The sequence below is a fragment of the Amycolatopsis sp. lyj-23 genome, assembly GCF_046549135.1.
In the GTDB taxonomy this organism is placed as follows: Bacteria; Actinomycetota; Actinomycetes; order Mycobacteriales; family Pseudonocardiaceae; genus Amycolatopsis.
This window is the reverse complement of record NZ_JAJPWN010000001.1, coordinates 243,520-266,616: the sequence shown is the minus strand read 5'-3', so window position 1 is coordinate 266,616 and position 23,097 is coordinate 243,520. Positions and strand designations below refer to the sequence as shown.

Below are 23,097 nucleotides of genomic sequence, written 5' to 3'. Positions count from 1 at the left end.
GAGGGATCACGCTGCCACCGGGAATTGGTAATGGCAATCGTGATCATGGCCGTGCTGATGGGCTCATCAACACTTTCTATGACCGCATCGGCGCCCCCTTGTTTCGCGATTTCAAACGTTGACTGTGCGGAAATTTCCTTGGAGTGTCGGGAGGCATGGAGCATCGTCGATTGGGCCGCAGCGGCCTCTCAGTGAGCAAGATTTCCTACGGGAACTGGATCACCCACGGATCCCAGGTGGCCGAGGAACAGGCGAAGAAATGCGTCGGCGCGGCGCTCGACGCCGGGATCACCACGTTCGACACCGCCGACATGTACGCGAACACCCGCGCCGAAGAGGTGCTGGGCCGCGCGCTGGCGGGCCTCCGCCGGGAAAGCCTGGAAATCTGCACCAAGGTGTACTGGCCGACCGGCCCCGGCGGCCCCAACGACCAGGGCCTGGGCCGCAAGCACATCATGGAGTCGGCGCACGGTTCCCTGCGCCGGCTCGGAACCGACTACCTCGACCTCTACCAGGCCCACCAGTTCGACCCGACGGTCGAGCTGGAGGAGACCATGCTGGCCTTCGCCGACCTGGTGCGCCAGGGCAAGGTGCTCTACTTCGGGGTCTCGGAGTGGACCGCCGAGCAGATCACCCGCGCCGCCGCGCTGGCCCGCGAGCTGCGGATCCCGCTGATCGGCAGCCAGACGCAGTACTCGATGCTGTGGCGGGTCATCGAAGCCCAGGTCGTCCCGGCCTGCGAGCGCGAGGGCATGGGCCAGCTCGTCTGGTCGCCGATGGCCCAGGGCGTGCTGACCGGCAAGTACCGGCCCGGCGAGCAGCCGCCGGCCGGCTCCCGCGCCACCGACGGCGAGGGCAGCGGCTACATGGTCCGCTGGCTGCAGGACGACGTTCTCCGCCGGGTGCAGGAACTGCGTCCGATCGCCGACCAGCTCGGCCTGACGATGGCGCAGCTGGCCATCGCGTGGGTGCTGCAGAACCCCAACGTCGCCACCGCGATCACCGGCGCCTCGCGCCCCGAGCAGGTCACCGACAACGTCAAGGCGGCCGAAGTCGTGCTCGACCCCGCCGTCATGCAGAAGATCGACGAGCTGCTCGACGGGGTCAGCCGCTTCGACCCCACCCTCATCGGCGTGCCGCTGACCGCCCTCGTCTGATGCCGGGCACCGAGTGGGCCTACGACGGGAAGCGGTACCGGACGCACCGCTTCCCCGCCGGAGTGCGGGCCCGGATGAAACCCCTCAACCGCAGCGACAACTGGCACGCCGGGCTGGCCTGGCTCGAGGACGTCGCCTGGATCGCGGGGTGCGTCGCCCTCTGCGTCACGGTTTCGTGGTGGTGCTACCCGCTGGCGGTGCTGGTCATCGGCGCCCGCCAGCGGGGGCTGTCCACGATCCTGCACGACTGCGCCCACGGCGTCGGAGCGGCCGACCACCGGCTGCGGGCGCTGCTGGGCACCGTGCTGACCGCGTACCCGATCTTCCAGCAGTTCTACGCCTACCAGGTGTCGCACGTGTTCACCCACCACCCGCGGCTGGGCGATCCGGACCGCGACCCGGACCTGCGGTTCTTCATCGAGCAGGGCGCCTACCGGGCCGCCTCGCCGCGGGCCTACGTCCGCCGGGTGGTGCTGGTCCCGCTGCTGGGCAGCCAGACCTGGGCCTACCTGCGGTACCTGGTCCGCAACCGGTACCGGGTGCTGCGCGGCGGCCGGGACCGGGCGGCGCCGCGGGACCGCGGCGGCAAGCGGCTGCTCGACCGCGTGGGGTTCTGGGTGTTCTGGGCCGCCGTCTTCGGCGTCTCCTGGTGGCAGAGCTGGACGGTGGAACTGCTGCTGTTCTGGTTCGTGCCCTACCTGACCAGCTTCCAGATCCTCGGCTGGTACATCGAGCTCTCCGAGCACACGCCGCTGGTCCGGGACGCCCGGGTGGACCTGCACATGACGCGCAACCGCAAGAGCCGCGGCTGGGAGAAGTTCCTGACCGGCATCCACAACGACAACTACCACCTGGAACACCACCTCGATCCGCGGACGCCGTTCTGGAACCTCGGCAAGGCGCGGCGGGTGCGGCTGGCCGACCCGGAGTACGCCGCGGTCGACGCCGCCCTCGGCGGGCTGTTCACGCGCGGGCCGGAGGGCCAGCCCAGCGCCGTCACCGCGATCGTCACCTCCATGTCGGAAGCGAGGGAGCACGCTCATGCCGGTCACTGACCGACCCGCACCGAAAACCTTCCGGCGCGTAGAATCCGCGGTGCTGCACGCCGGCGCCGAACTGCGCACCGGCCCGACCACCCCGGTCATCACGCCGATCTTCCAGACCGCGGCCTACGAACTGCCCGACACCGGCGCCGCGGCGGCCATCTTCGACCTCACCGAGGACGGCCACGCCTACACCCGGCTGAACAACCCGACCTGCGACGTCCTCGAAGCGCGGATCGCCGCGGCGGACGGCGCCCCGGCGGCGCTGGCCGTCGCGTCCGGTCAGGCCGCGACCACCGTCGCGCTGCTCAACCTGTGCCAGGCCGGGGACAACATCGTCAGCTCCGACGAGCTCTACGGCGGCACGTGGAACCTGCTGGCCAACACCTTCGCCCGGTTCGGCGTCGAGACCCGGTTCGTCAGCCCGGAGGACCCGAAGAACTTCGCCGCCGCCACCGACGAACGCACCCGCGCCTACTTCGGCGAGACCCTGCCGAACCCCAAGCTGCGCATCTTCCCGGTCGAGGACGTCGCCGGGCTCGCGGAGCAGAACGGGGTGCCGCTGGTGCTGGACAACACGCTGCTGCCGATGGTCTGCCGCCCGCTCGAGTTCGGCGCGCACATCCTGGTGTATTCGGCGACGAAGTACATCGGCGGCCACGGCAGCGCACTGGGCGGGCTCATCGTGGACGGCGGCACGTTCGACTGGACCCGGCACGCCGACCGGCACCCGCTGCTGACCGAACCCGACCCCGCGCACGGCGGCGTCGTGTGGACCGAAGCCGGCGCCGGGCTCGAAAGCGCGCTGGGCCGCAGCCCGTACCTGCTGAAGGCGCGGGAAACGCTGCTGCGCGACCTCGGGTCGTGCCTGAGCCCGTTCAACGCGTTCCTGCTCATCCAGGGCATCGAGACGCTGCCGCTGCGGATGCGCGCGCACGGGGAAAACGCGGCCGCGGTGGCGCGGTTCCTCGCCGCGCACCCGGCGGTGGCCTCAGTGCGCCACCCGAGCCTGGCCGGCGGCGAGCAGGAGGAGCTGCTGCGGCGCTACCTCGGCGGCAACGGCGGGCCGCTGGTGCAGTTCGAGCTCACCGGCGGCCAGGCGGCGGGTCGCCGGTTCATCGAGGGCCTCCGCCTGTTCGCGCACGTGACGAACATCGGCGACGTCCGGTCCATGGCCACGCACCCGGCGTCGACCACGCACGCCCAGCTGCCCGAGGCCGACCAGCTCGCCGCGGGCGTGACGCCGGGCTCGATCCGGTTGTCACTGGGCCTGGAGCACCCCGGCGACCTGCTCGAAGACCTCGGCCGGGCGCTGGAGGGCGCCCGGTGAGCGCCCGGCCGCTGGTCGCGCTGGCGGCGTCGGCCGAACCGGTCGACGACGTGGCGCACATCGCCGTGCGCGAGGTCTACGTCCGGGCCCTGGAACGGGTTTCCGGCTGTGCGGTGGCGATCGTCGGCGGCCCGGCGCCGTACCTGGCGGACGTGATCGGCCGGTTCGACGGCGTCGTGTTCGGCGGGCACCAGATCGACGTGCAGCCCGCCTGCTACGGCGGACGGCCCCGGCTCGCGCCGGCGGACCCGGCCCGCGACGAACTCGCGCTCCGGGTCCTGCCGGCGGCGCTGCGGGCGCGGGTGCCGGTGTTCGGGATCTGCCGGGGCCTGCAGGAGCTGAACGTCGCCCTCGGCGGCACCCTGCGCGACCTGCCCGGCGACGAGCACCGCGAAGACCTCTCGCAGCCGCGAGACCGCCAGTACCTGCCGGCGCACGAGATCCGCCTCGGCGAAGGCGGCCTGCTGCGGCGGCTGCTGGGCACGACGGCGGTGTCGGTCAACTCCCTGCACCACCAGGCGATCGACCGGCTGGCGCCGGGCCTGCGGGTGGAGGCGGTGTCGGCCGACGGCGTCATCGAAGCGGTTTCGGCGGACTCGGACACGTTCGGTCTCGCCGTGCAGTGGCACCCGGAGTGGTACGCCGGCCGCGACCCGGTCTCGACGGCGCTGTTCCGCGAGTTCGGCCGTCAGGCCTTCGCCCGGTCCACGTCGAGCACGGGCATGAACAGCTGGGCGAGCGGCCCGATGGCGCAGGCGTAGAGGACGGTCCCGATCCCCACGGTGGCGCCGAGCAGGAACCCGATCAGCAGCACGGCGAGCTCGATGCCCCACCGCACGGCCCAGATCGGGTGCCCGCGCGCGGCGAGCCCGGTCATCAGGCCGTCCCGCGGCCCCGGTCCGGCCTGGGCGCCGAGGTAGCAGCCGGTGGCGAACCCGTTGAGCACGACCCCGCCGACGAGCACGGCCCACCGCAGCCACAGCTGCCCGAACGGCGGGAGCACGGCCAGGGTGAGGTCCATCGAGGTACCGACGAGCAGGACGTTGCAAAGCGTGCCCAGTCCGGGTTTCTGCCGCAGCGGAATCCACAGCAGCAGCACGGCGGCGCCGATGAGGTTGGTCCAGACGCCGATGCTGAGCCCGGCACTGCGGGTGAGCCCCTGGGCGAGCGCGTCCCACGGCTCGACGCCCAGCCCCGCCGCGACCACGAGGGCGTCGCTGAGGCCGTAGAGGACCAGCCCGGAGAGGAGCTGGGCGGTCCGCCGGACGGGTTTCCCGGGTGGGATGAGCGGCGATTGCAGCAGATCGGCAACCCGCACGCGCACCCCCCGTTTTCCGCGAGTCTACGGGGTTTCCTTCGACGCCCTCGAGCGTGTCCGGCACCCGGGGACCGCCGTTGCGGCTCAGCCCAGCACCGTGCCCGTGTTCGCGGTGTTGCGCTTGCGCTTGCGGGAAAACGCACCCAGGTCGATCTCCAGCCCGGTGCGCGGGGCCCGGAACCGGACGGGCACGGTGTCGTGGTCGGCGCCGCCTTCCACCCGCGTGATCAGCTCCGCCATGAGCTGCCCGACGACCGGTGCGTTCTTGAACTGGTTGCCGCTCGTGCCGATTGCGACGTAAAAACCCGCGAGCTCGGTGCGGTCGTAGATCGGCGTCCAGTCGTCGGCGACGTCGTAGACGCCCACCACGCCTCGCGCGCGGTTGGGCACCGCCAGAGCGGGCCACCGGCGCGCGGCTCTCGTCACCTGGGCCTCGAAGACCGCGGCCGTCGGGTGGAGGCCGGCGGTGTCCGGGTCGTCGAGCCACGGCAGCGGATCGCACTCCGGTTCCGTTCCGCCGACGAGCAGGTTCCCGCCGGTTTCGCCGCGGAAGTAGGTGCCCAGGTCCATGTCCGCCACCACCGGCCCGCCGTAACCCTCGTGGACCGGCACGTGCGCCACTTCCTGCCGCATCGGGCGCACCCCGACCGTGAAGCCGGCACCCACGCCGGCCAACCGGTTCACCGCGCCCGACCACGGACCGGCCGCGTTGACCACGACGGCACCGGCAATCCGCGTGCCGTCCGACAGCCGCACCGCCGTCACGCGCCCGTCGGCCGTTTCCACCGCGATCACCGTGCTGCGGAAGCGGAACTCCGCCCCGCGCGCCGAGGCGGCGGCGGCGAGGTTCACGGCGGCGAGACCGGGGTCGGAGACGTAACCGGCATCCGGGGTGTACACGCCACCGAGCGAGTGCTTCGCGTCTTGCCAGAATTCCTCGGTGTCGAGCCGTTTCGGCGGCCAGTAGCGGCCGACGTCGATACCCGGGACGCGCTCGGCCAAGGTCGCGCTGTCCCATTCCTCGTAGGGAACGCCGATCTCGTCGAACAGCGGGAGCCACGACGTGCGCGGGGCCGCCTCGACGTCCAGCATGACCAGGCCGCTCCTGCGGAACACCGCGAGGTCGCCCACGGCGTGCCCGAGGTGACCGGCCCAGTCGAGCCAGGCGGACTGCGCCTCCCACGCCAACGCCACCCCGGCGGTGGTGGAGAAGTTGAACCGGACGATCGCACTCGATGCCGAGGTCGACCCCTGGCCCGGTCCCGCGGCCCGGTCGAGCACGACCACCCGCCGCCCCGCCCGGGCCAGCTCGAGGGCGATCGACGCCCCGATCACCCCGGCCCCGATCACCACCACATCGGCACTCGCGCGCTCACCGGGCACGGCAGGTCCTGAGGTAGCTGAGGAACGAGGCCTGCAGACCGGTCACGTGCGTCTCGCGCAGGACCGCGCTGGTGACGGCTCCGCCGCGGGCGGTCAAGCGGTGCAGGACGGTGGCGGCGTTCTTCGTCAGGTTCTGGTACACGGGCAGGCTTCCGAGCAGCTCTTGGTCGTTGATGGTCAGGTGCAGCGCGGCGGCGGGCAGGCGGTCGCCCAGTTCGTCGAGCCGCGCGAAGACCCGGCTGTCCGCACCGACGACACCGGGGCTGCCCGCGCCGATGCTCTCGAAGAGCGTGCTGCCGGTGAGCCAGGTGTAGAGGCTGAAGAGCCCGCCGTAGGAGTAGCCGAAGAGACCGTGCCCGCTCGCGGCGGTGCCGTAGTCGCGCTCGATCCGCGGGTGCAGTTCCCCGGTGAGGAAGCCCAGGAACGCATCCGCGTGGGTGTCCCGTAGTTCGGCGAGGTAGGCGTCGGCGTCCTCGCGGGTCATCGCGCCGGTCCGGATGCCCGTCTCCACGGCGTCGACGAACTCCGGGGCGATGGGCTCGCCGGGTGGCACGAGGTCCCGGTTGCGCAGCCGGGCCCAGTGCTGCGCGTCCTCGCCCGCGTAGCCGACGCTGACCTGGATGTAGGGCCGGATCGGGTGCATGGGGTCGTTCTGGGTGACGATGAGCGGAGCCGTCATGCCGACGGCCCAGTTGCCGTCGAGCACGTACACGGCGGGCGCTCGCGTCGTGGCCGGGTCGTAACCCGGTGGCGTGGTGACCCAGACGCCGTAGTCGTAGCCTCGGCCGGACCTCAGCTCGAAGTAGTCGGTGTCGGCGAGGCAGCCCTGCCACATGGTGCTCATCGGAGGTCCTTCACGATTCGGCCGGCCTGGAGCACCAGGACGGCGTTGGCGGGATCGGCGAACAGCTCCGGGTTTTCGACCGGGTTGCCGTTCCACAACACGAGGTCCGCCTGCGCGCCGGGAGCGACGACGCCGGCCCGCCCGGACAGGCCGAGGATCTCGGCGTTGGTCTTGGTGGCCGCCACGAGGGCGGCCATCGGGGTTTCGAGCTCCGCGCGCAGCCTGAGCTCTTCGCCCCGGCGGTCCTGAGCCGGGCCGATGAGATCGGAACCCAGCCCGATCCGCACCCCGGCCTCCTTGGCCGCGGCGAGCCCCTCGGCCATCCGCTCGCGCACACCCAGCACCCGATCGCGGGTCGAGGGGTCGAGGCCCGCTCCGGCGGTGTCGTGCAGCAGCTGCTCGACGACGGCGAACGTGGGCACGAGCGCGACCCCGCGAGCGGCCATCAGCGCGGCCGTGGGCTCGTCGATGCCGGTGCCGTGCTCGACGCACCGCACTCCGGCCTCGACCGCGTTCCGGATGCCGTCGTTGTTGTGGGCGTGGACCGTCACGTAGGTGCCGCGCGCCTCGGCTTCCTGGACGGCGACGGCGATTTCTTCGACGGTGAACTGGGTGTCGGCGAGCCGGTCGTGCGCGCCGACCACGCCGCCGGTCACGCAGAGCTTCAGGAAGGAGGCTCCGCGGCGGAAGGCCTCGCGCACGTTGTGCCGCAGTTCGTCCGCGTTGCCGGACAACATGGACAGGGCGCACAGGCCGGGGAGGTGGTGGCTGGTCCACAGTTCGGTCGGCTCCCAGTCGGCTCCGTAGTAGCCGTGCCCGCCGATCTGGCACTGGACCGGTCCGCACGAGAGGACGCGCGGCCCCCTGACCTTGCCCTTCGCGATCGTGGTGACGAGGCCGCCGTCGACCCCGCCGGTGTCCCGGACGGTGGTGAAGCCGGCGTCGAGCGTCGCGCCGGCGGCGGCGAAGATGTCCGCCGCGAGCTCGGCGGTGCTGATCCGGAACGAGAACTGCGGCTGGATCGGGCTCGACAGGCCCAGGTGGACGTGGGCGTCGATCAGGCCGGGCGTCATCGTCAGGCCGGTGGCGTCGAGGCGCTCACCGCGTCCGCCGGTCGCGCCGACCTGGGTGATCTGCCCGCCTTCGATGCTGACGTCGACGTCGACGGGGTCGCGACCCGATCCGTCGACGACCGTCGCGCCGACCACCTGGCAGCGTTCCACGGGTCATTCCCTCCACTGGTCGCCGACTGGGACCATGTGGGCAACACGGCGTAGCCAGTCTCTTTTCCAATGGATAAACTGTGGGAGTGATCCTGTCAAGCAGCGAACGCACCGGCGACGCCCGCGAGCGGCTACTGGCCCGGCTTCTCGACGCCTTCGGCGAGGCCCTTCCTTCGCCGGAGGTCTCGCTGCGGGAGATCGCCGCCAGGGCCGAGACCAGCCACGCACTCCTGCGGTACCACTTCGGGTCGCTGCCGGGCGTCCTGGCGGCGATGCTCCAGGCGCAGCGGTCCCGCGACAACGAGGCACTGCTCGAGACCGCGCGGCAAGGCACCTTCGACGACCTCGTCGTGGCGATCTGGCGGGCCTACACGCGCCCGGGGCAGCTGTCGCGGGTCCGCGGCTTCTTCCACGTCGTCGGACTGGCCGCGCACAGCCCGGAGGACTTCCGTGAGTTCATCGACTCGCTCGGCGACCTGACCGGGGTGCTGGCCTCGCTCGCCGAACGCGAAGGGCTCGAGGCCGGGGAAGCGCTGACTCTGGCCACGGTGACCGTCGCCGCGATCCGGGGCCTGCTCCTGCAGGAAGTCCTGACGCCGGCAGCGCATTCGGAGGACGCGATCGCGTTGATCCTGCGCATGGGCGAGGACCGATCCGGTCCACGGGCCCGCCCGGGGCGTCGAGCGGGCGCCGGACGTTCGCGGATCGAGGGTCAGCAGACCGGGAGCGCCTCGTAGCCCTCGGCGAGGTAGGTGTCCAGCCGCCGTCGACGCTCGGCGATCTGCCGTTCCTGCCGCACGAGGTCGTCACGGACCCGCCGGACGCGCGCGAGGAGTTCGGTGCAGTCGCCACGCGGGTGCTCGTCCCGGGCGCAGGGCAGGATGTCGCGGACGACGTCGGAGGACAGGCCGGCGTGGAACATGTCCTGGACGAACGCGACGACCTCGACCGACTCGGGGGCGTACTCGCGGTACCCGTTGGTCCGGCGCTCGCTGCGCAACAGGCCCTGCTGCTCGTAATAGCGCAGGGCCCGGGTGCTGACGCCGGTCGCCTTGCTCAACTCGCCGATGCGCATGCCCCAGTTCAGCTTGACCTTGACACCGACGTCAAGGTTTAGCGTCGAGATCATGACCACAGCAGCGCACTTGCGCGACAAATTCGCCGTCGTCACCGGCGCCTCCACCGGGATCGGGGCGGCCATCGCCGAGCGGCTGGCCGCCGGCGGCGTGCACCTCGTCCTGGTCGCCCGCAGCGCGGACAAGCTCGACGAGGCGGCCGCGCGGCTGAGCCGTCGCCACGGGGTGACCGTGCGCGCCCTCCCGCTCGACCTGGCCGCCGCCGACGCACCGACGCAGCTGGCGAAGACGCTGGCCGACGAGGGGATCGAGGTGGAGCTCCTGGTCAACAACGCCGGCGTCAGCACGCAGGGGCCGGTGCTCGACGGCGATCCGGCCCGGTTCCGGTCCCTGATCGACGTCAACGTCACCGCCTTGACCGAGCTCACCACGCTCCTGGTGCCCGCGATGGCCGCCCGCGGCCACGGGGCCGTCGTCAACATCGCCAGCACCGGGGGATACATCTCTGCTCCCTACCTGGCGGTGTACGCGGCGACGAAGGCGTACGTCGTCTCGTTCACCCAGGCCCTGTGGGCGGAAATGCGCGGTACCGGGGTCCGGGTGGTGGCGGTCAGCCCCGGTCCCACGAAGACGCCGATGAACACCCGCGGCTCGCGCAGCGCCGAGGCGGTCGCCGCCACGGTCGTGCGGGCCCTGTCCGGCACCGGCCCGGCGGTCATCGACGGCCGCACCAACGCCCTGACCGCTCTGCTGTTCTCCCGGCTGCTGCCGACGCGCCTGGGCCTGGCCATCGCGCGCCGGATCATGGCCCGAAACGCGGTCTGAGCGGGCCGGCACGTGCCGGCACCGCGGCGCGCCAGGTGGTGTTTGATGTCCGCGTGGAGCAGAAGAAGTCGTCCGAGCGGCTGGTGTTCTTCACCGACGCCGTGGTCGCGATCGCCCTGACGTTGCTGGTCCTGCCGCTCACCGACCTGGTGCCCGAGCTGGTCGCGGAGCACAAGCCGGCGGTCGAGGCGGTGACGCACAACTGGTCGAAGATCGTCAGCTTCCTGCTGAGCTTCGTCGTGATCGGCCGCTTCTGGGGCGTCCACCACCGGATCTTCGAGCACGTGCGGTCCTACAGCCCCTGGCTGATCCGCGTCAACTTCTGCTGGCTGCTGACGATCGCGCTGCTGCCCTTCCCGACCGAGCTGATCGGCGCGTACCGGTCCGAGCGCTTCACCGTGCTGTTCTACCTGGGGACGCTGCTGGCCAGCAGCCTGTGCCACACGACGATGGTGTTCCTCATCCGCAGCGACCCGGACATCCGCGGGGACGCCGAACCGGTGTCGGACGAGGTGTTCTGGAACCACGCGCTGAGTTCGGTCGTCTTCGCGCTCGCGGTCGTGGTGGGGTTCGCCGAACCACCGTTCGGCTACTACGTCCTGCTGCTGCTGCTGTTGTTCCCGGGGCGGATCGCCTTCTGGCTGCGGGCGCGCCGCGCCGATCGGTGAACCGGTCCGGTTCGGAAGCCGTTCAGTCCTGATCGGACAGCGGCAGCGCGAGCCGGAAGCAGGCGCCTGCCCCGACCGCGGTCTCCAGTTCGACGTCGCCGCCGTGCGCACGGGCCAGCGACCGCGCGATCGCGAGCCCCAGCCCGGCGTCGGCGCCGGCTCTGCGCGTCCGGGAGCGGTCGGCCCGGTAGAAGCGGTTGAAGGCGCGGCTCGCCTGCCCGCTCGTCATTCCCGGGCCTTCGTCGGCCACTTCGAGCACCGCGCGGCCGTCCGCCGTGCCGACGCCGATGCGCACGGGCGTGCCCGGCGGTGTGTGGGCGGCGGCGTTGCCGACGAGGTTGGTGACGACCTGCCGCAGCCGGGCTTCGTCGGCGTCCACCGGGGCCGGGCCGGGCGGGCCGGAACCACCGGGCCCGGTCAGGGAAACCACGCGCGCCGGGTCGAGCGCGCGCAGGTCGTGCCGGGCGTCGACGGCGAGGGTGCGCAGGTCCATCGGGGCCCGGTCGAGCTGCTCCTCGGGTGCCTCGTCGAGCTGGGCCAGCAGCAGCAGGTCTTCGGTGAGCGCGGTGAGGCGGGTGGCTTCCCGGTCGATGCGCCGCATGGTTTCGTCCACATCGGACGGTCGGGTCAGCGCGCCCATCCGGTACAGCTCCGCCGAACCCTTGATGCCGAACAGCGGCGTGCGCAGTTCGTGGCTGACGTCGGAGACGAACGCGCGCATCCGCGCCTCGGACGCGGCCCGGCCGGCGAAGGCGCCTTCCAGCTGGCCGAGCATGGTGTTGAGCGACGCCGCCAGGTGCCCGAGCTCCGTGCCGGGTCCGGCGAGGACGGGGACCCGCCGGGTGAGATCGCCGCCGGCGATCGCCGCGGCCGTGTGCTCGATCCGGCGCAGCGGCCGCAGTCCCCGGCCGAGGGCGAACCAGCCCGCCGCGGTCAGCACGACGAGCAGCGCGGCGCCGGTGACGACGCTGCTCGTCCGCAGCTGGGCGATCGTGGCGTCGGCTTCGGCGAGCGGCGCGGCCGTGACCACCCGCCCGCCCCAGCGGACAGCCGGCCGGGCGACGGCCCGCCAGCGCTGCGACCCGTCGGCGGCGTCGAGGTCGACGGCCGTCCCGTCGGCGGGCACCGTGCGCAGGGCGTCGAGCGGCGGTAGCGCCGCGCCGTCGACCCGGGAGGAGTGCAGGCCGCCCGCCACCGCGCCGCCGGCGTCGAGATACACCACGTACGGAGTGCCGAACAGCTCGAGCGCGGGGTCGACGAGGTCGGGCCGCACCGTGGGGCTCGCGGCCGGCGGCGGCCCCGCCGCGAGCGAGATCAGCTCGGTCATCGAGTGCAGCTGGCTGTCGAGACGCTCGAGCTGGAAGCGCTCCAGCTGGTCCGAAACCAGCGTGCCGATGAGCGTCAGGCCGGTGAGCAGCAGGCCCGCGGTGAGCAGCAGCAGCCGGGCTCGCAGGGACAGCCGCCTCACCGGCGGGGCTCCCGCAGCACGTAGCCGACGCCGTGGACGGTGTGGATGAGCTTCGGCTCCCCGGTGTCGACCTTGCGCCGCAGGTAGGAGATGTAGGTGTCGACGATGCCGGCGTCGCCGCCGAAGTCGTCGCGCCAGACCCGGTCGAGGATCTGCGCCTTGGACACCACGCGCCCGGCGTTCTCCACCAGGTAGCGCAGCAACCGGAATTCGGTGGCGGACAAGCGGATCGGCGTCCCCGCGAGGGTCACCTGGTGGCCTTCGGCGTCGAGCGTGAGGGCGCCGACCGCGAGCACGCCGGCCGCGTGTCCCGCGGTCCGGCGGAGGATCGCGCGGATCCGGGCGATCAGCTCCGCCAGGTCGAAGGGCTTGGTCACGTAGTCGTCGGCGCCGAGGGACAGCCCGGTGACCTTGTCGGACTGGCGGTCCCGCGCCGTGAGGAACAGGACGGGCACCGGCGCGCCGTGGCCGGAGCGCCGTTCGCGCAGCCGCCGGACCACCTCGAAGCCGTCCAGGTCCGGGAGCATGACGTCCAGCAGCACGAGGTCGGGCGGTTCCGCGGTGGCCGCGGCGACGGCTTCCCCCGCCGTCGCCGCGGACGTCACGCGGAAGCCGGCGAACCGCAGCGCGGCGGAGAGCAGCTCGCGGACGGTGGCCTCGTCGTCCACCACCAGCAGCCGGGACGTCATCGCTTCCATGCCCGCGAGGATACGGAGATCCCGTCGGCGAGCAGGCTGCCCGCGAAGCCCGCGAGGGCGCCACCCGCAAGCCCGGCCACGAGCGCGAGCAGCGGGTTCGCGGTCAGCCCCGCGCTGAAGACGGGCAGGGACAGACCGAACGCCGAGACGGTGAAGTCGACGGAAACCCGGGACAGCAGCGTCACGACGGCGAGCGCGACCCCGATCGCCGAGCCGAGCCGGACCGCGCTCGCCACCGCCCGCCGCAGCGGGTCGCCGGGCCGTCGGCTCCGGACGGCGACGCCGCAGGCGAGCAGCACCGCCACCGCCACCCAGGACGCCGGGCCGCCCGGGGAGAGGTGCGGCGCGCAGGAGAGCAGGCCCGTCGTGCCGGCCGTCCACGGCACGCCGAGCCCCAGCACCAGGACGCCGGACACCAGCTGGGGCAGCACGAGCAGGACGGCGCCGGCCGCGGCAGCGCCGCCGAACGCCCAAGCGACGGCGAAGCACGCCACCGCGCTTCCGCCCGCCAGCCACCACAACGCCCGTGAGTTGCTTTTGCTCAAGGGAAACCGCGTGATGATGAAGCAGACACCGACCACCACGAGCACCCAGACCACCGCGCCCAGCACCGTCGGCCCGGCCGCCACGGAGAAGTCACCCGAGACGGGCAGGCGTGGTGAACCGCCGGTCCGGACGCAGGTTCCGGTCGTGACGCCGGCGGGCACCGACAGCCTCCCGCGAGCAGCCGAGGCGAACGCGCCCAGCGCGACCGGAAAGGCGACCGCCGCCACGGCGCCGCGGACCAGCAGTCCCTCCTCGCGCCGGCGCAGCAGGATCCGGCCCACGACCACCGCACCCGCCAGGGAAACCCCGAGCGGCAGCAGGTGGAGGCTGCCCCGCACGGCCAGCGGGAGAGCGCCCGCCGGGGCCGCGCCGACGTCCGCCGAGCCACCGGCGGCCAGCGCGACGGCCGCCGCGGTCATCGCGCCCAGCCCGCCGACGCGGCCGGCGCCCAGGAGCGCCAGGCCGGCCGCCGCGACCCCCGCCATGACCAGCACCGCGGCGACGGCCGCGGCCAGCCCCCGGGCCGCTTCCCGCATCAGACGTCCCGGCGCCGGAAGGTGGCGAACGCGGCGGCCAGCACGACGGCGACCCCGGCGCACATCCCGGCCAGGTTCAGCCACGGGTGGGGGAAGTCCGGGTCGGGCACGGTCTTCAGGACCGCGGACGCGCCGAGCGTCGGCCAGTAGAAGAACAGCTTCTGCAGCCACGACGGGAAGAGACCGGCGAGGGCGGGGACCAGGAAGACGATCCCGACCAGCGTGGCGAGCGCACCGGCGGTGGCGCGCATGATCGTGCCGAGCCCGACCGCGAGCAGCGCGATCGCCGCGAGGTAGAGGCCGCCGCCGGTCACGGCGGAGAGCACGCCGGGATCGCCGAGCCGCGCGTGCGGCACGCCGTGGGCGGCGAGGACGGCCTGGCCGAGGAAGAAGGCGCCGAACACCAGCACCTGGCCGGCGACCACCGCGACGGCGACGGCCACGACCACCTTGGCCGCCAGCAGCCGGTGCCGCCGGGGTGTCGCGGTCAGCGAGGTCCGGATCAGGCCGGTCGCGTGCTCCGAGGTGACGACGAGGATGCCGAGCACGCCGATCACCAGCTGCGCGACGACGTACGACGCCAGGCTGCGGTTGGTGGGGTCCCACGGCCCGTCGCCCGGGTAGGTCTTCGCGGCGGCGTTCATGGCGAGGGCCGTGACGCCGAACCCGACCGCGAACAGGCACGCCAGCGTGTACCAGGTCGAGCGCAGGCTGCGCAGCTTGATCCACTCCGCGCGGACGGAGTGCGTGAACGACACGCTCATGCGGAGGCCCCCTGGTAGTCGACGCTGTCCTTGGTCAGTTCCATGAACGCGTCCTCCAGTGAGACGCGCTGCGGCGTCAGCTCGGCGAGCGCGACGCCGTGGTAGGCCGCGAGCTTCCCGATCTCCGCACTGGTCATGCCGGAGACGACGAGCGAAGCCTCGACCCCTTCCCGCACCGCGGCCCCGGCGGTGGCCAGCAGGCGCGCGAAGTCCGGGTCGGGCGTGCGGACGAGCACCGTGCCCTCGCCGCGCACGAGCTCGCTCACGGCGGTGTCGGCGACCAGCTTCCCCCGGCCGATGACGACCAGGTGGTCGGCCGTCTGCGCCATCTCGCCCATGAGGTGGCTGGACACCAGCACAGCCCGGCCCGCACGGGCGAGGGACCGCATGAAGTCACGGATCCAGCGGATCCCTTCGGGGTCGAGGCCGTTCACCGGCTCGTCGAAGATCAGCACCCCCGGGTCGCCGAGCAGCGCCGCCGCGAGGCCGAGCCGCTGGCGCATGCCGAGCGAGAACCCGCCCGCCCGCTTGCCGGCCACGCCGTCCAGCCCGGTCCGGTCGAGGACTTCGCCGACCCGGCGGCGGGGGAGGCCGTTGCTCACGGCGAGGGCCAGCAGGTGGTCGCGGGCCGTCCGGCCACCGTGGACGGCCCCGGCGTCCAGCAGCGCGCCGACCTCCGTGAGGGGTACGGGCAGGTCCCGGTAGCGGCGGCCGCCGATGGTGACCGAGCCGCGGGTCGGCGCGGCCAGGCCCACGATCATCCGCATGGTCGTGGACTTGCCGGCCCCGTTCGGCCCGAGGAACCCGGTGACCTGCCCGGGTGCGACGGTGAACGACAGGTCGTCCACCACGGTGTCGGGCCCGTACCGCTTGGTCAGGCCCCGGATTTCGATCGTCATGCGGCGAGCGTGGCGCGCCCGCCTGTCCGGTTCCTGCGAGCTTCTGGGAGAACTCTGAGAGCTCCGCCGCCCGGGGCGGCGCGGACGCGGGTGTTCCCCGGAAATCGCAACCGCGAGGGCCGCCTCGACGTCAGCGAACGGCGCGGTGAGGGGTCGGCGGGCGGCCGCTCAGCGCCACCAAGGGCGGTGGCGCTGGGTGGCCACCACGCCGGCCGGCTCGACGAGTTCGGCGAGGCGGGCGGAGATGTGCTTGAGGTGCTCGTGGACCCACAGCGCGCAGGCGAGGTCGCGCACCGAGGCGCCCGGCTGCTCGAGGAGCTCCGGGAAGGCGGGCGGGGCGAGCATGGGGACGTCGCCGTGGTCGGTGCGGTCCAGGCGGGAGGCCAGGTGGTCGTACCAGGCGGCGAGCTGGCCCGCCTGATCGCCGAGGAGCCGGCGGAACGGGTCCGGCTCGACGTGCGGGTTCGGGAGCCCGGCCAGGGAGTGCGCGGTGAGCCGCGCGCGGACGGTGCCCATGACCAGCCGCCACAGGTCGGGCTTGGGGACGTGCTTGGTGCCCTGCTCGCTGAGGAACCCCCGGAGCGCGTCGTCGAGGCGGGCTCCGGCCGCGGTCGCCGCGGCGGGGGAGGGCGGGTCGTGGCGGAGGCCGAGCGCCCACTGCGCGGCCGCCGCCAGGTACGCGCCGCCGGCGCGGAACGCGTCGGCGAGGTCGTCGGCGACCACGGCCCTGGCCCCGCGGGGCCAGAACAGCGCGCCGGCCACCAGGCACACCGCGCAGCCGATCGCGACGTCCTCGATCCGCACGACCCCGATCTGCCAGCCCGCCGGGGCGAGCAGGTTGAACAGCACCGAGACCGTCACCGTGAAGGCCGCCTGGCCGGCGGTGAAGGGCAGCGCGCCCGGCGCGTAGCCGGCGACCAGCACCGCGATCGGGAGGGCGATCCACAGCGCGGGGGCGCTGGTGCCGATGACCAGCAGCAGCACCGCACCGACGACGACGCCGAGCGCGGTGCCGATCAGCGCGCGCAGCGCGGTCGACCCGGTCGCCGCCGCGTTGCCGCGCAGCACGGACAGCGTGCCCAGCACCACCCAGAACCCGTGTTCGACGCCGCTGGCCCCGGCGACGACGACCGCCGCGGTCAGGGCCGCCGCGCCGCGGAGGCTGTTGACGAACCACACCGAGCGCAGGCTCGTGTGCGGCGAAGCGACCCGGGCCAGCGAGGCCATGGAGAGCCGGCGCGCCGGGCGTCCGCCGGGCACCGCGGCACGGGCTTCGGTCACCGCCTCCCGGACGGCGAAAGCGCCGGTGCGGGCGTGGAAGGAAAGGTGCACCGCGTCGACGTAGCCGGGATCACCGGACCCCAGCGCGCGCAGCCGTTCCACGCTCGCCTCGATCCGGCGGTCCAGCTCGCCGGCGTCTAACGAGCCGGGCTGACCGGCCAGCAGCCGGGAAACCTCGCGCAGGCCGGCGCTGGTCTCGGCGAGGAGCTCCCGTTCGACCTCGGGGGCGCCGCTCAGGTCCGGGTACTCGCTCGTGGTGTCGGCGATGACCGAAGCGCACCATTCGAGCAGGCCCACCAGGGTGTCGAGGGCCTGGTCTTCGGCGGCCAGCCCGGTGGGGCGGTAGGGCGTCGCGGTGAACTCGTCGATCAGGTGGTGCTTGGCTTCGACCGCCGCCTCGTGCGCCGCTGCCACGTCCGCGCCGCCGCGCAGAGCCGCGTCCAGGTGGTCGGCCAGCGCGCCGGCCGCCCGCGCCGCCGCGTCCCGCAGGGCCGTGGCGGGGGACCGCGGCGAAAGCAGGAGGACGGCCGCGGTGCCGACCACCGAGGCCAGCCACCAGCCGCCGAGGCGGGCGGGCACCATGCTCATCGTGCCGGGGGAGGCGGCCGGGAGGACGTAGGCGAGGAGCGCGGCGACGCCGCCGGCGGCCGCGTCGGGTCCGGCGACCCCGCCGAAGAGCACCAGGAAGGTGACGACGAGCGTGACGACCGCCGCCAGCGGCAGCGACGCACTGGCGGCGGTGCCGATGACCAGCAGGACGCTGCCCGTGACGGCGAGTCCGAAGTGGGCGCGCAGCTTGTCCCGCCGGCCGCCGCCGAACGAGGCCATGACCAACGTGGCGAACCCGCCGAAGGCGGCGAACGTCGCCACCTGCAGGTCGCCGATCACCGTGGTGCTGAACGCGAAGAGGACCGGGACCACCAGGGTGGCGCGGAGGGCGCGCAGAGCGGCGCTCTCCGACCACCGCGGGATCCAGTCCCGGGGCGCGGCCCGGCGGGTCTTCAGAGCGGGGGAGTCGATCGCCACGCGCCGAGCATAGACGGCGACGGCGTCGCGAACCTCCTGCCGACGAGTCCGCGGCCGGTCAAACGGTGAAGCGGTCGGGATCGGCCGCGGCCCAGTCTTCCGCCCAGTCCCGCGGCGGTTCGGACAGCAGCTGCCCGGGCGCGAGCCAGTCGTAGAGCTCCGCATAGGACAGCACCTGGTGCGGGTCGACGCGGCGGCGGAGCAGGTGCGGGCGCAGCTCGGCGGGGAACCGGACGCCCATCGACGCCATGATCTGCTGCGCGCCGGCCACCGTGGAACGCTGGAAGCGTTCCACCCGCACGGACTTGTCTTCGACGTCCAGTGCGCGGGCGCGGCGCGGGTCCTGCGTGGTGACGCCGGTCGGGCAGCGGTTGGTGTGGCAGCGCTGGGCCTGGATGCAGCCGACGGCGAACATCATCGCCCGCGCCGCGTTGGTGTAGTCGGCGCCCTGCACGAGGCGCTTGACGATGTCCGCGCCGGTGGCGATCTTCCCGCTGGCGCCGAGCTTGATCCGGTCGCGCAGGCCGGTCCCGACGAGTGCGTTGTGGACGGTGATGAGGCCTTCGGTCAGCGGGGTCCCGACGTGGTCGGCGAACTCCAGCGGCGCGGCGCCGGTCCCGCCTTCGGCGCCGTCGACGATGATGAAGTCCGGCGTGACGCCCTCGGCGAGCATGGCCTTGCAGACGGCGAGGAACTGGCGCCGGGACCCGAGGCAGAGCTTGAACCCGGCCGGCTTGCCGCCGGCCAGTTCGCGCATCGAGGCGACGAACCGCACGAGCTCCCGCGGGGTGGAGAACACCCGGTGGTAGGGCGGGGAGATGACGCTCTTGCCCTGGGGGACATCGCGGACGCGCGCGATCTCCGCGTTCACCTTGCCGCCGGGCAGCACCCCGCCGATGCCGGGTTTCGCGCCCTGGGACAGCTTCAGCGACACGCACTTCACGGCGTCGTGCGCGGCTTTGTCGGCGAACTCCGCCTTGTCGAAGTCGCCGTCGGAGGTCCGGCAGCCGAAGTAGCCGGTGCCGATTTCCCAGACGAGGTCGCCGCCGTGGCGCAGGTGGTACTCCGACAGCCCGCCTTCGCCGGTGTCGTGGGCGAACCCGCCGAGCGCCGCGCCCTTGTTGAGGGCCAGGATCGCGTTCGCCGACAGGGAGCCGAAGCTCATCGCCGACACGTTCAGCAGCGCCATGTCGTAGGGCTTCGTGCAGTCGGGGTCGCCGATCCGGATCTTCGGCGGATCGTCGGGCGGCGCCACCGGCGCCATCGAGTGCACCAGGGACTCGTACCCGTCGGCGTAGACGTCCCGTTCGGTCCCGAACGGCTCTTCGGCGTCGGTGCCCTTGGCCCGTTCGTAGACGATGCTGCGGACGTCCCGGTCGTACGGGCGGCCGTCGAAGTTGCGCTCGACGAAGTACTGCTGCAGCTCCGGCCGCACCGCTTCGAGGAGGAACCGCAGGTGCCCGAGGATCGGGTAGTTCCGCAGGACCGAGTGCCTGCGTTGCGCGAGGTCCCAGCACCCCACGCCGGCGAGCAGGAGCAGCGGCACGGCGAGCAGCCACCACCACGGGCCGTCGAACAGGGCCAGCGCGGCGGCGCCGAGGGAGAGCAGCGACAGCACCGCCACCACACCGAATCTGAGCACGGGACCGAAGCTAACGGCGGCACCTGAGGAGTGCAGGGTGAGCAGGGCGTTCACGCCACGGATGGGGCATTCGTCCCGTGTGCCGCCGCGATCACCGCCCGCGGTGGTGTGCGGCGCGGGTGGCCGGGGTATCCAGCCGGTATGACGTCGATCGGCTACTTCCTTTCGTGCGAGCAGTACGGCCCCCGCGAGCTCGTCGCCCAGGCCCGGGCGGCCGAGCGCGCCGGGTTCCAGCGGCTCTGGATTTCGGACCACTTCCACCCCTGGAACGACGCGCAGGGCCAGAGCCCGTTCGTCTGGTCGGTGATCGGCGCCCTGTCGGAGGCCGTTTCGCTGCCGATCACGACGGCAGTCACCTGCCCGACCGTCCGGCTCCACCCGGCCGTGCTCGCCCAGGCCGCCGCCACCGCCGCGGTCCAGCTGGACGGCCGGTTCGTGCTGGGCGTGGGCTCGGGGGAGGCGCTCAACGAGCACATCCTCGGCGACCCCTGGCCCTCGGCCGGGCAGCGGCTGGAGATGCTGGAGGAGGCCGTCGAGGTCATCCGCAAGCTCCACGAGGCGGGGCTGCGCGGCGAAGCGGTGAGCCACCACGGAACGCACTACGAGGTGCAGGACGCACGGATCTACACCGTGCCGGAGCGCCCGGTGCCGATCTACGTGTCCGGGTTCGGGCCGCAGGCCACGAAGCTCGCCGGACGGATCGGCGACGGGTACTGCACGGTCGTCCCGGACGCCGACCTGGTCCGCGCCTTCCGCGAAGCCGGTGGCGGGGACAAGCCGGTGCAGGCCGGGATGAAGGTGTGCTGGGACGCCGACGCGACTGCGGCGCTGGACCGGGCGCACCGGCTGTGGCCCAACGACGTCCTGCCCGGACAGCTGGCCCAGATCCTGCCGCGGCCGGAGGACTTCGAAGCCGCGACGTCGTTCGTCCCGCGCGAGGCCGTCGGCGAGGCGATCGTGTGCGGCGACGACCCGAAGGCCCACGCCGAACGCGTCCGCCAGTACGTCGACGCCGGCGTCGACGAGGTCTACGTGCAGCAGGTCGGCGACGACCACGAGGGTTTCTTCCGCGGCTGGCAGGAGCACGTCCTGCCCGAGTTCCACTGACGGCCGCGCTCAACCCACGGGTGGACGCCTGTTTCCATCCGGAGCTTGAGGATTCCGGCGGCGTGCCGTCCTAGCCTTCCTGGTGGTGACCGGGAGGGGGACGTGGTGGTGGTAGCCGAGGTGCGGACCGGGCGGCGCGAGTGGACCGCGGTGGGGGTGATCTCGGCCGTCGCCGCGGTGGCGTGGGGCTGGGCCTTGTGGAGCCGGCCGCTGCAGCCGTACTACGCGGCGGCCGTGCATTCGATGTCGCACGACGGCACGGCGTTCCTCTTCGCGGGCTTCGACCCGGCGGGCGTCGTCACGGTCGACAAGCCGCCGCTCGCCTTCTGGACGCAGGCGCTCGGCGTGGCCGTCTTCGGGTTCCACCCGTGGGCGATCGCCCTGGTCCAGGTGGTCGAGGGCGTGGCCGCGGTGCTGGTGCTGCACCGGGTGGTCCGCCGCTGGGCCGGCCCGCGGACCGCGCTGCTCGCCGCCGCGCTCTTCGCGCTGACGCCGATCACCGCGGCGATCAACCGCGACAACCTGCCGGACACCCTCCTGGTGCTCCTGCTGCTGCTCGCCGCCTACGGCGTCACCCGGGCGATCGACGACGCCCGGTGGCTCGCGTGGGCGGGGGTCTTCGTCGGGCTGGGCTTCCTCACGAAGATGCTCGCCGCGTGGATCGTGCTGCCGGGACTCGCGGCGGCGTACTTCGTCGCGGCGCCCGGCTCACGTGGCCGGCGGCTGGCGTGGCTCGGCCTGGCCGGCGCGGTGACGCTGCTCGTGTCGCTGGCGTGGCCCGTGGTCGTCACCGTCTGGCCCGGGGCCAAGCCGTTCGTCGGCAGCACCACGGACGGCTCGGTGTGGCAGCTGGCCTTCGGCTACAACGGCGTTTCGCGGCTGGTCGGCGGCACGACCGGCGTCGGCGGCGGCTACAGCGCCACCGTCGGCGCGGCGCTCGGCGGCGACGCGGGTCCGCTGCGGCTGTTCGACGCGGAAGTCGGCGGGCAGATCGCCTGGCTGCTGCCGCTCGCCGTGGTGTCCCTGGTCGTCGCCGCGTGCCGCGCTCGCGGAGCCGCGCCGCGGACGAAGGCGGGCTGGGTGCTGTGGGGTGGCTGGCTGATCGTCGGAGCCGCGGTCTTCTCGTTCACCGGCGGCATCTTCCACGCGTACTACACCGCCGAGCTGGCCCCGGCCATCGCGGCGCTCGCCGCCGCCGGGCTGGTCACGGCGTCGAGCTGGTCCCGCGGCCGGGCCCGGTTCGTCCTGCCGGCCGCGGTGGCGGGGACGGCGGTGCTCGCTTTCGTCCTGCTCGACCGGACGCCGGACTGGCTGCCGTGGCTGCGGTACACCGTGCTGGTCCTGGCGCTGCTCGCCGTCGTCGCGGCGCTCGTGCGGGCGCCCCGCGTCGCGGCCGTGGTCGGCTTGGCCGCCGTCGTGGCCGGGCCCGCCGCCTTCGTCGCCGACACCGCGGTGCGGCCGGGGAGCGTGCTGCAGAGCGCCGACCCGGCCGCCGGGCCACCGTCGACGGCCGTGCTGCACACCGTCTTCAGCGACAACATCGGTGGGAGCGCCGCGGCCGGGTACGTCCGGTTCATCGACAGCGCGTACCGGCTCAGCCCCGGCCAGCGCCAGGTGCTCGCGTTCGCGCAGACGTCGCCGGCCGACGTCACCCTGGCCGTCGAGGGCGGTTCGTACGGTGCGGAGCCGTTCCTGCTGAACACCGAAGCGCGCGTCGCGCCGCTCGGTGGTTACCTCGGCTTCGACCCGGCGCCGTCGGCCGCCCAGCTCCCGCAGTGGGTCGCGGCCGGGAAGCTGCGGTTCGTGCTGCTGCCGCAGGTGTTCGTCGACATCGCCCGCGCCGGGGCGGGGCGGCCCACCGCGGCGGCGGGCGACGCGGGGGAACTGACCCGGCGGGTCCGGTGGGAGGCGAAGCACTGCCGCCCGGTGCCGCCGGCGCGGATCGGCCCGGACGCGGCCACGGCGGGAGTGCTGCTCGACTGCGGCGTCGAGCTGTGACCTCTGTCCGGAGCACACATAACCGGGAGTTCGGGCGGCTCTCGGCGGCTCTGGTTCCGGACCACTTAGGACGGACGCGGAACCGGGCCGGAAAGTAAGTTTCACCGGCAGAACGAATGATCATTGACCTCGCCGCCGGCCGAACTTATCGTGAGTCCGGTCTCTTCGGTTCGGCAACCGGACGAATTCACGAAGCACAGCAACCGCATTCGGCGGAGGGGGAGGACTCCCCTTGCCGTGCGGGATCGCGAGCCGGACCTGACCC

At 73.1% G+C, this 23,097-nt stretch carries 21 protein-coding genes; 9 read left to right on the top strand and 12 right to left on the bottom strand.

Annotated elements, in window-relative coordinates; all coding sequences use genetic code 11:
• The first annotated feature begins 155 nt into the window (after window positions 1-155).
• The 4 genes from ACLJPY_RS01200 to ACLJPY_RS01185 are packed head-to-tail and all read left to right on the top strand — an operon-like array spanning window position 156 to window position 4,291.
• Entirely contained in the window at window positions 156-1,157 is a 1,002-nt protein-coding gene (locus tag ACLJPY_RS01200; protein WP_410586083.1) for an aldo/keto reductase family protein, read from the top strand.
• Entirely contained in the window at window positions 1,157-2,212 is a 1,056-nt protein-coding gene (locus ACLJPY_RS01195) for a fatty acid desaturase (protein ID WP_410586082.1), read from the top strand. The genes ACLJPY_RS01200 and ACLJPY_RS01195 overlap by 1 nt, the downstream gene beginning before the upstream one ends.
• Window positions 2,199-3,530, top strand: coding sequence for an O-acetylhomoserine aminocarboxypropyltransferase/cysteine synthase family protein (locus tag ACLJPY_RS01190; RefSeq protein ID WP_410586081.1), 1,332 nt, complete (start codon window positions 2,199-2,201; stop codon window positions 3,528-3,530). Before ACLJPY_RS01195 ends, ACLJPY_RS01190 begins: the two co-directional genes overlap by 14 nt.
• Window positions 3,527-4,291 carry a gamma-glutamyl-gamma-aminobutyrate hydrolase family protein gene (locus tag ACLJPY_RS01185; RefSeq protein WP_410586080.1) on the top strand — a complete coding sequence of 255 codons (765 nt, stop codon included), beginning with the start codon at window positions 3,527-3,529 and terminating at the stop codon, window positions 4,289-4,291. Before ACLJPY_RS01190 ends, ACLJPY_RS01185 begins: the two co-directional genes overlap by 4 nt.
• Here ACLJPY_RS01185 and ACLJPY_RS01180 read toward each other — a convergent pair.
• The 4 genes from ACLJPY_RS01180 to ACLJPY_RS01165 form a co-directional block, all read right to left on the bottom strand.
• Window positions 4,219-4,848 (bottom strand): YczE/YyaS/YitT family protein, encoded by a 630-nt coding sequence (locus ACLJPY_RS01180; RefSeq protein ID WP_410586079.1) that lies wholly within the window; start codon window positions 4,846-4,848, stop codon window positions 4,219-4,221. The two genes, ACLJPY_RS01185 and ACLJPY_RS01180, sit on opposite strands and share 73 nt — an antisense overlap.
• A gap of 84 nt (window positions 4,849-4,932) precedes the next feature.
• Window positions 4,933-6,231 carry an NAD(P)/FAD-dependent oxidoreductase gene (locus ACLJPY_RS01175; RefSeq protein WP_410586078.1) on the bottom strand — a complete coding sequence of 433 codons (1,299 nt, stop codon included), beginning with the start codon at window positions 6,229-6,231 and terminating at the stop codon, window positions 4,933-4,935.
• Window positions 6,221-7,075, bottom strand: a complete 855-nt coding sequence (locus ACLJPY_RS01170; protein WP_410586077.1) for an alpha/beta hydrolase — start codon at window positions 7,073-7,075, stop codon at window positions 6,221-6,223. The genes ACLJPY_RS01175 and ACLJPY_RS01170 overlap by 11 nt, the downstream gene beginning before the upstream one ends.
• Window positions 7,072-8,298: an amidohydrolase family protein gene (locus ACLJPY_RS01165; protein WP_410586076.1), complete on the bottom strand. Its 1,227-nt coding sequence runs from the start codon at window positions 8,296-8,298 to the stop codon at window positions 7,072-7,074. The genes ACLJPY_RS01170 and ACLJPY_RS01165 overlap by 4 nt, the downstream gene beginning before the upstream one ends.
• 86 nt (window positions 8,299-8,384) lie before the next feature.
• Between ACLJPY_RS01165 and ACLJPY_RS01160 the strand changes: the two genes are divergently transcribed.
• Complete coding sequence (locus tag ACLJPY_RS01160) at window positions 8,385-9,035, top strand: TetR/AcrR family transcriptional regulator (RefSeq protein ID WP_410586075.1); 651 nt, start codon at window positions 8,385-8,387, stop codon at window positions 9,033-9,035.
• Here ACLJPY_RS01160 and ACLJPY_RS01155 read toward each other — a convergent pair.
• Complete coding sequence (locus ACLJPY_RS01155; RefSeq protein ID WP_410586074.1) at window positions 9,011-9,427, bottom strand: MerR family transcriptional regulator; 417 nt, start codon at window positions 9,425-9,427, stop codon at window positions 9,011-9,013. The two genes, ACLJPY_RS01160 and ACLJPY_RS01155, sit on opposite strands and share 25 nt — an antisense overlap.
• On the opposite strand from ACLJPY_RS01155, the gene ACLJPY_RS01150 reads away from it, so the two are divergent.
• Both ACLJPY_RS01150 and ACLJPY_RS01145 read left to right on the top strand, forming a co-directional pair.
• Window positions 9,426-10,199 carry an SDR family NAD(P)-dependent oxidoreductase gene (locus ACLJPY_RS01150; RefSeq protein WP_410586073.1) on the top strand — a complete coding sequence of 258 codons (774 nt, stop codon included), beginning with the start codon at window positions 9,426-9,428 and terminating at the stop codon, window positions 10,197-10,199. The genes ACLJPY_RS01155 and ACLJPY_RS01150 overlap by 2 nt on opposite strands.
• A gap of 53 nt (window positions 10,200-10,252) precedes the next feature.
• Window positions 10,253-10,867 (top strand): TMEM175 family protein, encoded by a 615-nt coding sequence (locus ACLJPY_RS01145; RefSeq protein ID WP_410586072.1) that lies wholly within the window; start codon window positions 10,253-10,255, stop codon window positions 10,865-10,867.
• A 22-nt stretch (window positions 10,868-10,889) separates the two neighbouring features.
• Here the strand turns inward: ACLJPY_RS01145 and ACLJPY_RS01140 are convergent, their stop codons facing one another.
• The 7 genes from ACLJPY_RS01140 to ACLJPY_RS01110 form a co-directional block, all read right to left on the bottom strand.
• Complete coding sequence (locus tag ACLJPY_RS01140) at window positions 10,890-12,335, bottom strand: ATP-binding protein (protein ID WP_410586071.1); 1,446 nt, start codon at window positions 12,333-12,335, stop codon at window positions 10,890-10,892.
• Window positions 12,332-13,024: a response regulator transcription factor gene (locus tag ACLJPY_RS01135; protein WP_410586434.1), complete on the bottom strand. Its 693-nt coding sequence runs from the start codon at window positions 13,022-13,024 to the stop codon at window positions 12,332-12,334. Before ACLJPY_RS01135 ends, ACLJPY_RS01140 begins: the two co-directional genes overlap by 4 nt.
• Window positions 13,021-14,115 carry a streptophobe family protein gene (locus tag ACLJPY_RS01130; RefSeq protein WP_410586070.1) on the bottom strand — a complete coding sequence of 365 codons (1,095 nt, stop codon included), beginning with the start codon at window positions 14,113-14,115 and terminating at the stop codon, window positions 13,021-13,023. The genes ACLJPY_RS01135 and ACLJPY_RS01130 overlap by 4 nt, the downstream gene beginning before the upstream one ends.
• A complete protein-coding gene (locus ACLJPY_RS01125) occupies window positions 14,115-14,879 on the bottom strand; it encodes an ABC transporter permease (RefSeq protein WP_410586069.1) in 765 nt (254 codons plus the stop codon). The genes ACLJPY_RS01130 and ACLJPY_RS01125 overlap by 1 nt, the downstream gene beginning before the upstream one ends.
• Window positions 14,876-15,778, bottom strand: a complete 903-nt coding sequence (locus tag ACLJPY_RS01120) for an ABC transporter ATP-binding protein (protein WP_410586068.1) — start codon at window positions 15,776-15,778, stop codon at window positions 14,876-14,878. The genes ACLJPY_RS01125 and ACLJPY_RS01120 overlap by 4 nt, the downstream gene beginning before the upstream one ends.
• 168 nt (window positions 15,779-15,946) lie before the next feature.
• Window positions 15,947-18,085 (bottom strand): FUSC family protein, encoded by a 2,139-nt coding sequence (locus tag ACLJPY_RS01115; RefSeq protein ID WP_410586067.1) that lies wholly within the window; start codon window positions 18,083-18,085, stop codon window positions 15,947-15,949.
• A gap of 58 nt (window positions 18,086-18,143) precedes the next feature.
• A complete protein-coding gene (locus ACLJPY_RS01110) occupies window positions 18,144-19,727 on the bottom strand; it encodes an FMN-binding glutamate synthase family protein (RefSeq protein WP_410586066.1) in 1,584 nt (527 codons plus the stop codon).
• Between the two features lie 141 nt (window positions 19,728-19,868).
• Here ACLJPY_RS01110 and ACLJPY_RS01105 point away from each other — a divergent pair, with 141 nt between their 5' ends.
• Together ACLJPY_RS01105 and ACLJPY_RS01100 are read left to right on the top strand one after the other, a co-directional pair.
• Window positions 19,869-20,834, top strand: a complete 966-nt coding sequence (locus ACLJPY_RS01105) for a TIGR03557 family F420-dependent LLM class oxidoreductase (RefSeq protein ID WP_410586065.1) — start codon at window positions 19,869-19,871, stop codon at window positions 20,832-20,834.
• 102 nt (window positions 20,835-20,936) lie between these two features.
• Complete coding sequence (locus ACLJPY_RS01100; protein ID WP_410586064.1) at window positions 20,937-22,832, top strand: ArnT family glycosyltransferase; 1,896 nt, start codon at window positions 20,937-20,939, stop codon at window positions 22,830-22,832.
• Window positions 22,833-23,097: the final 265 nt, after the last annotated feature.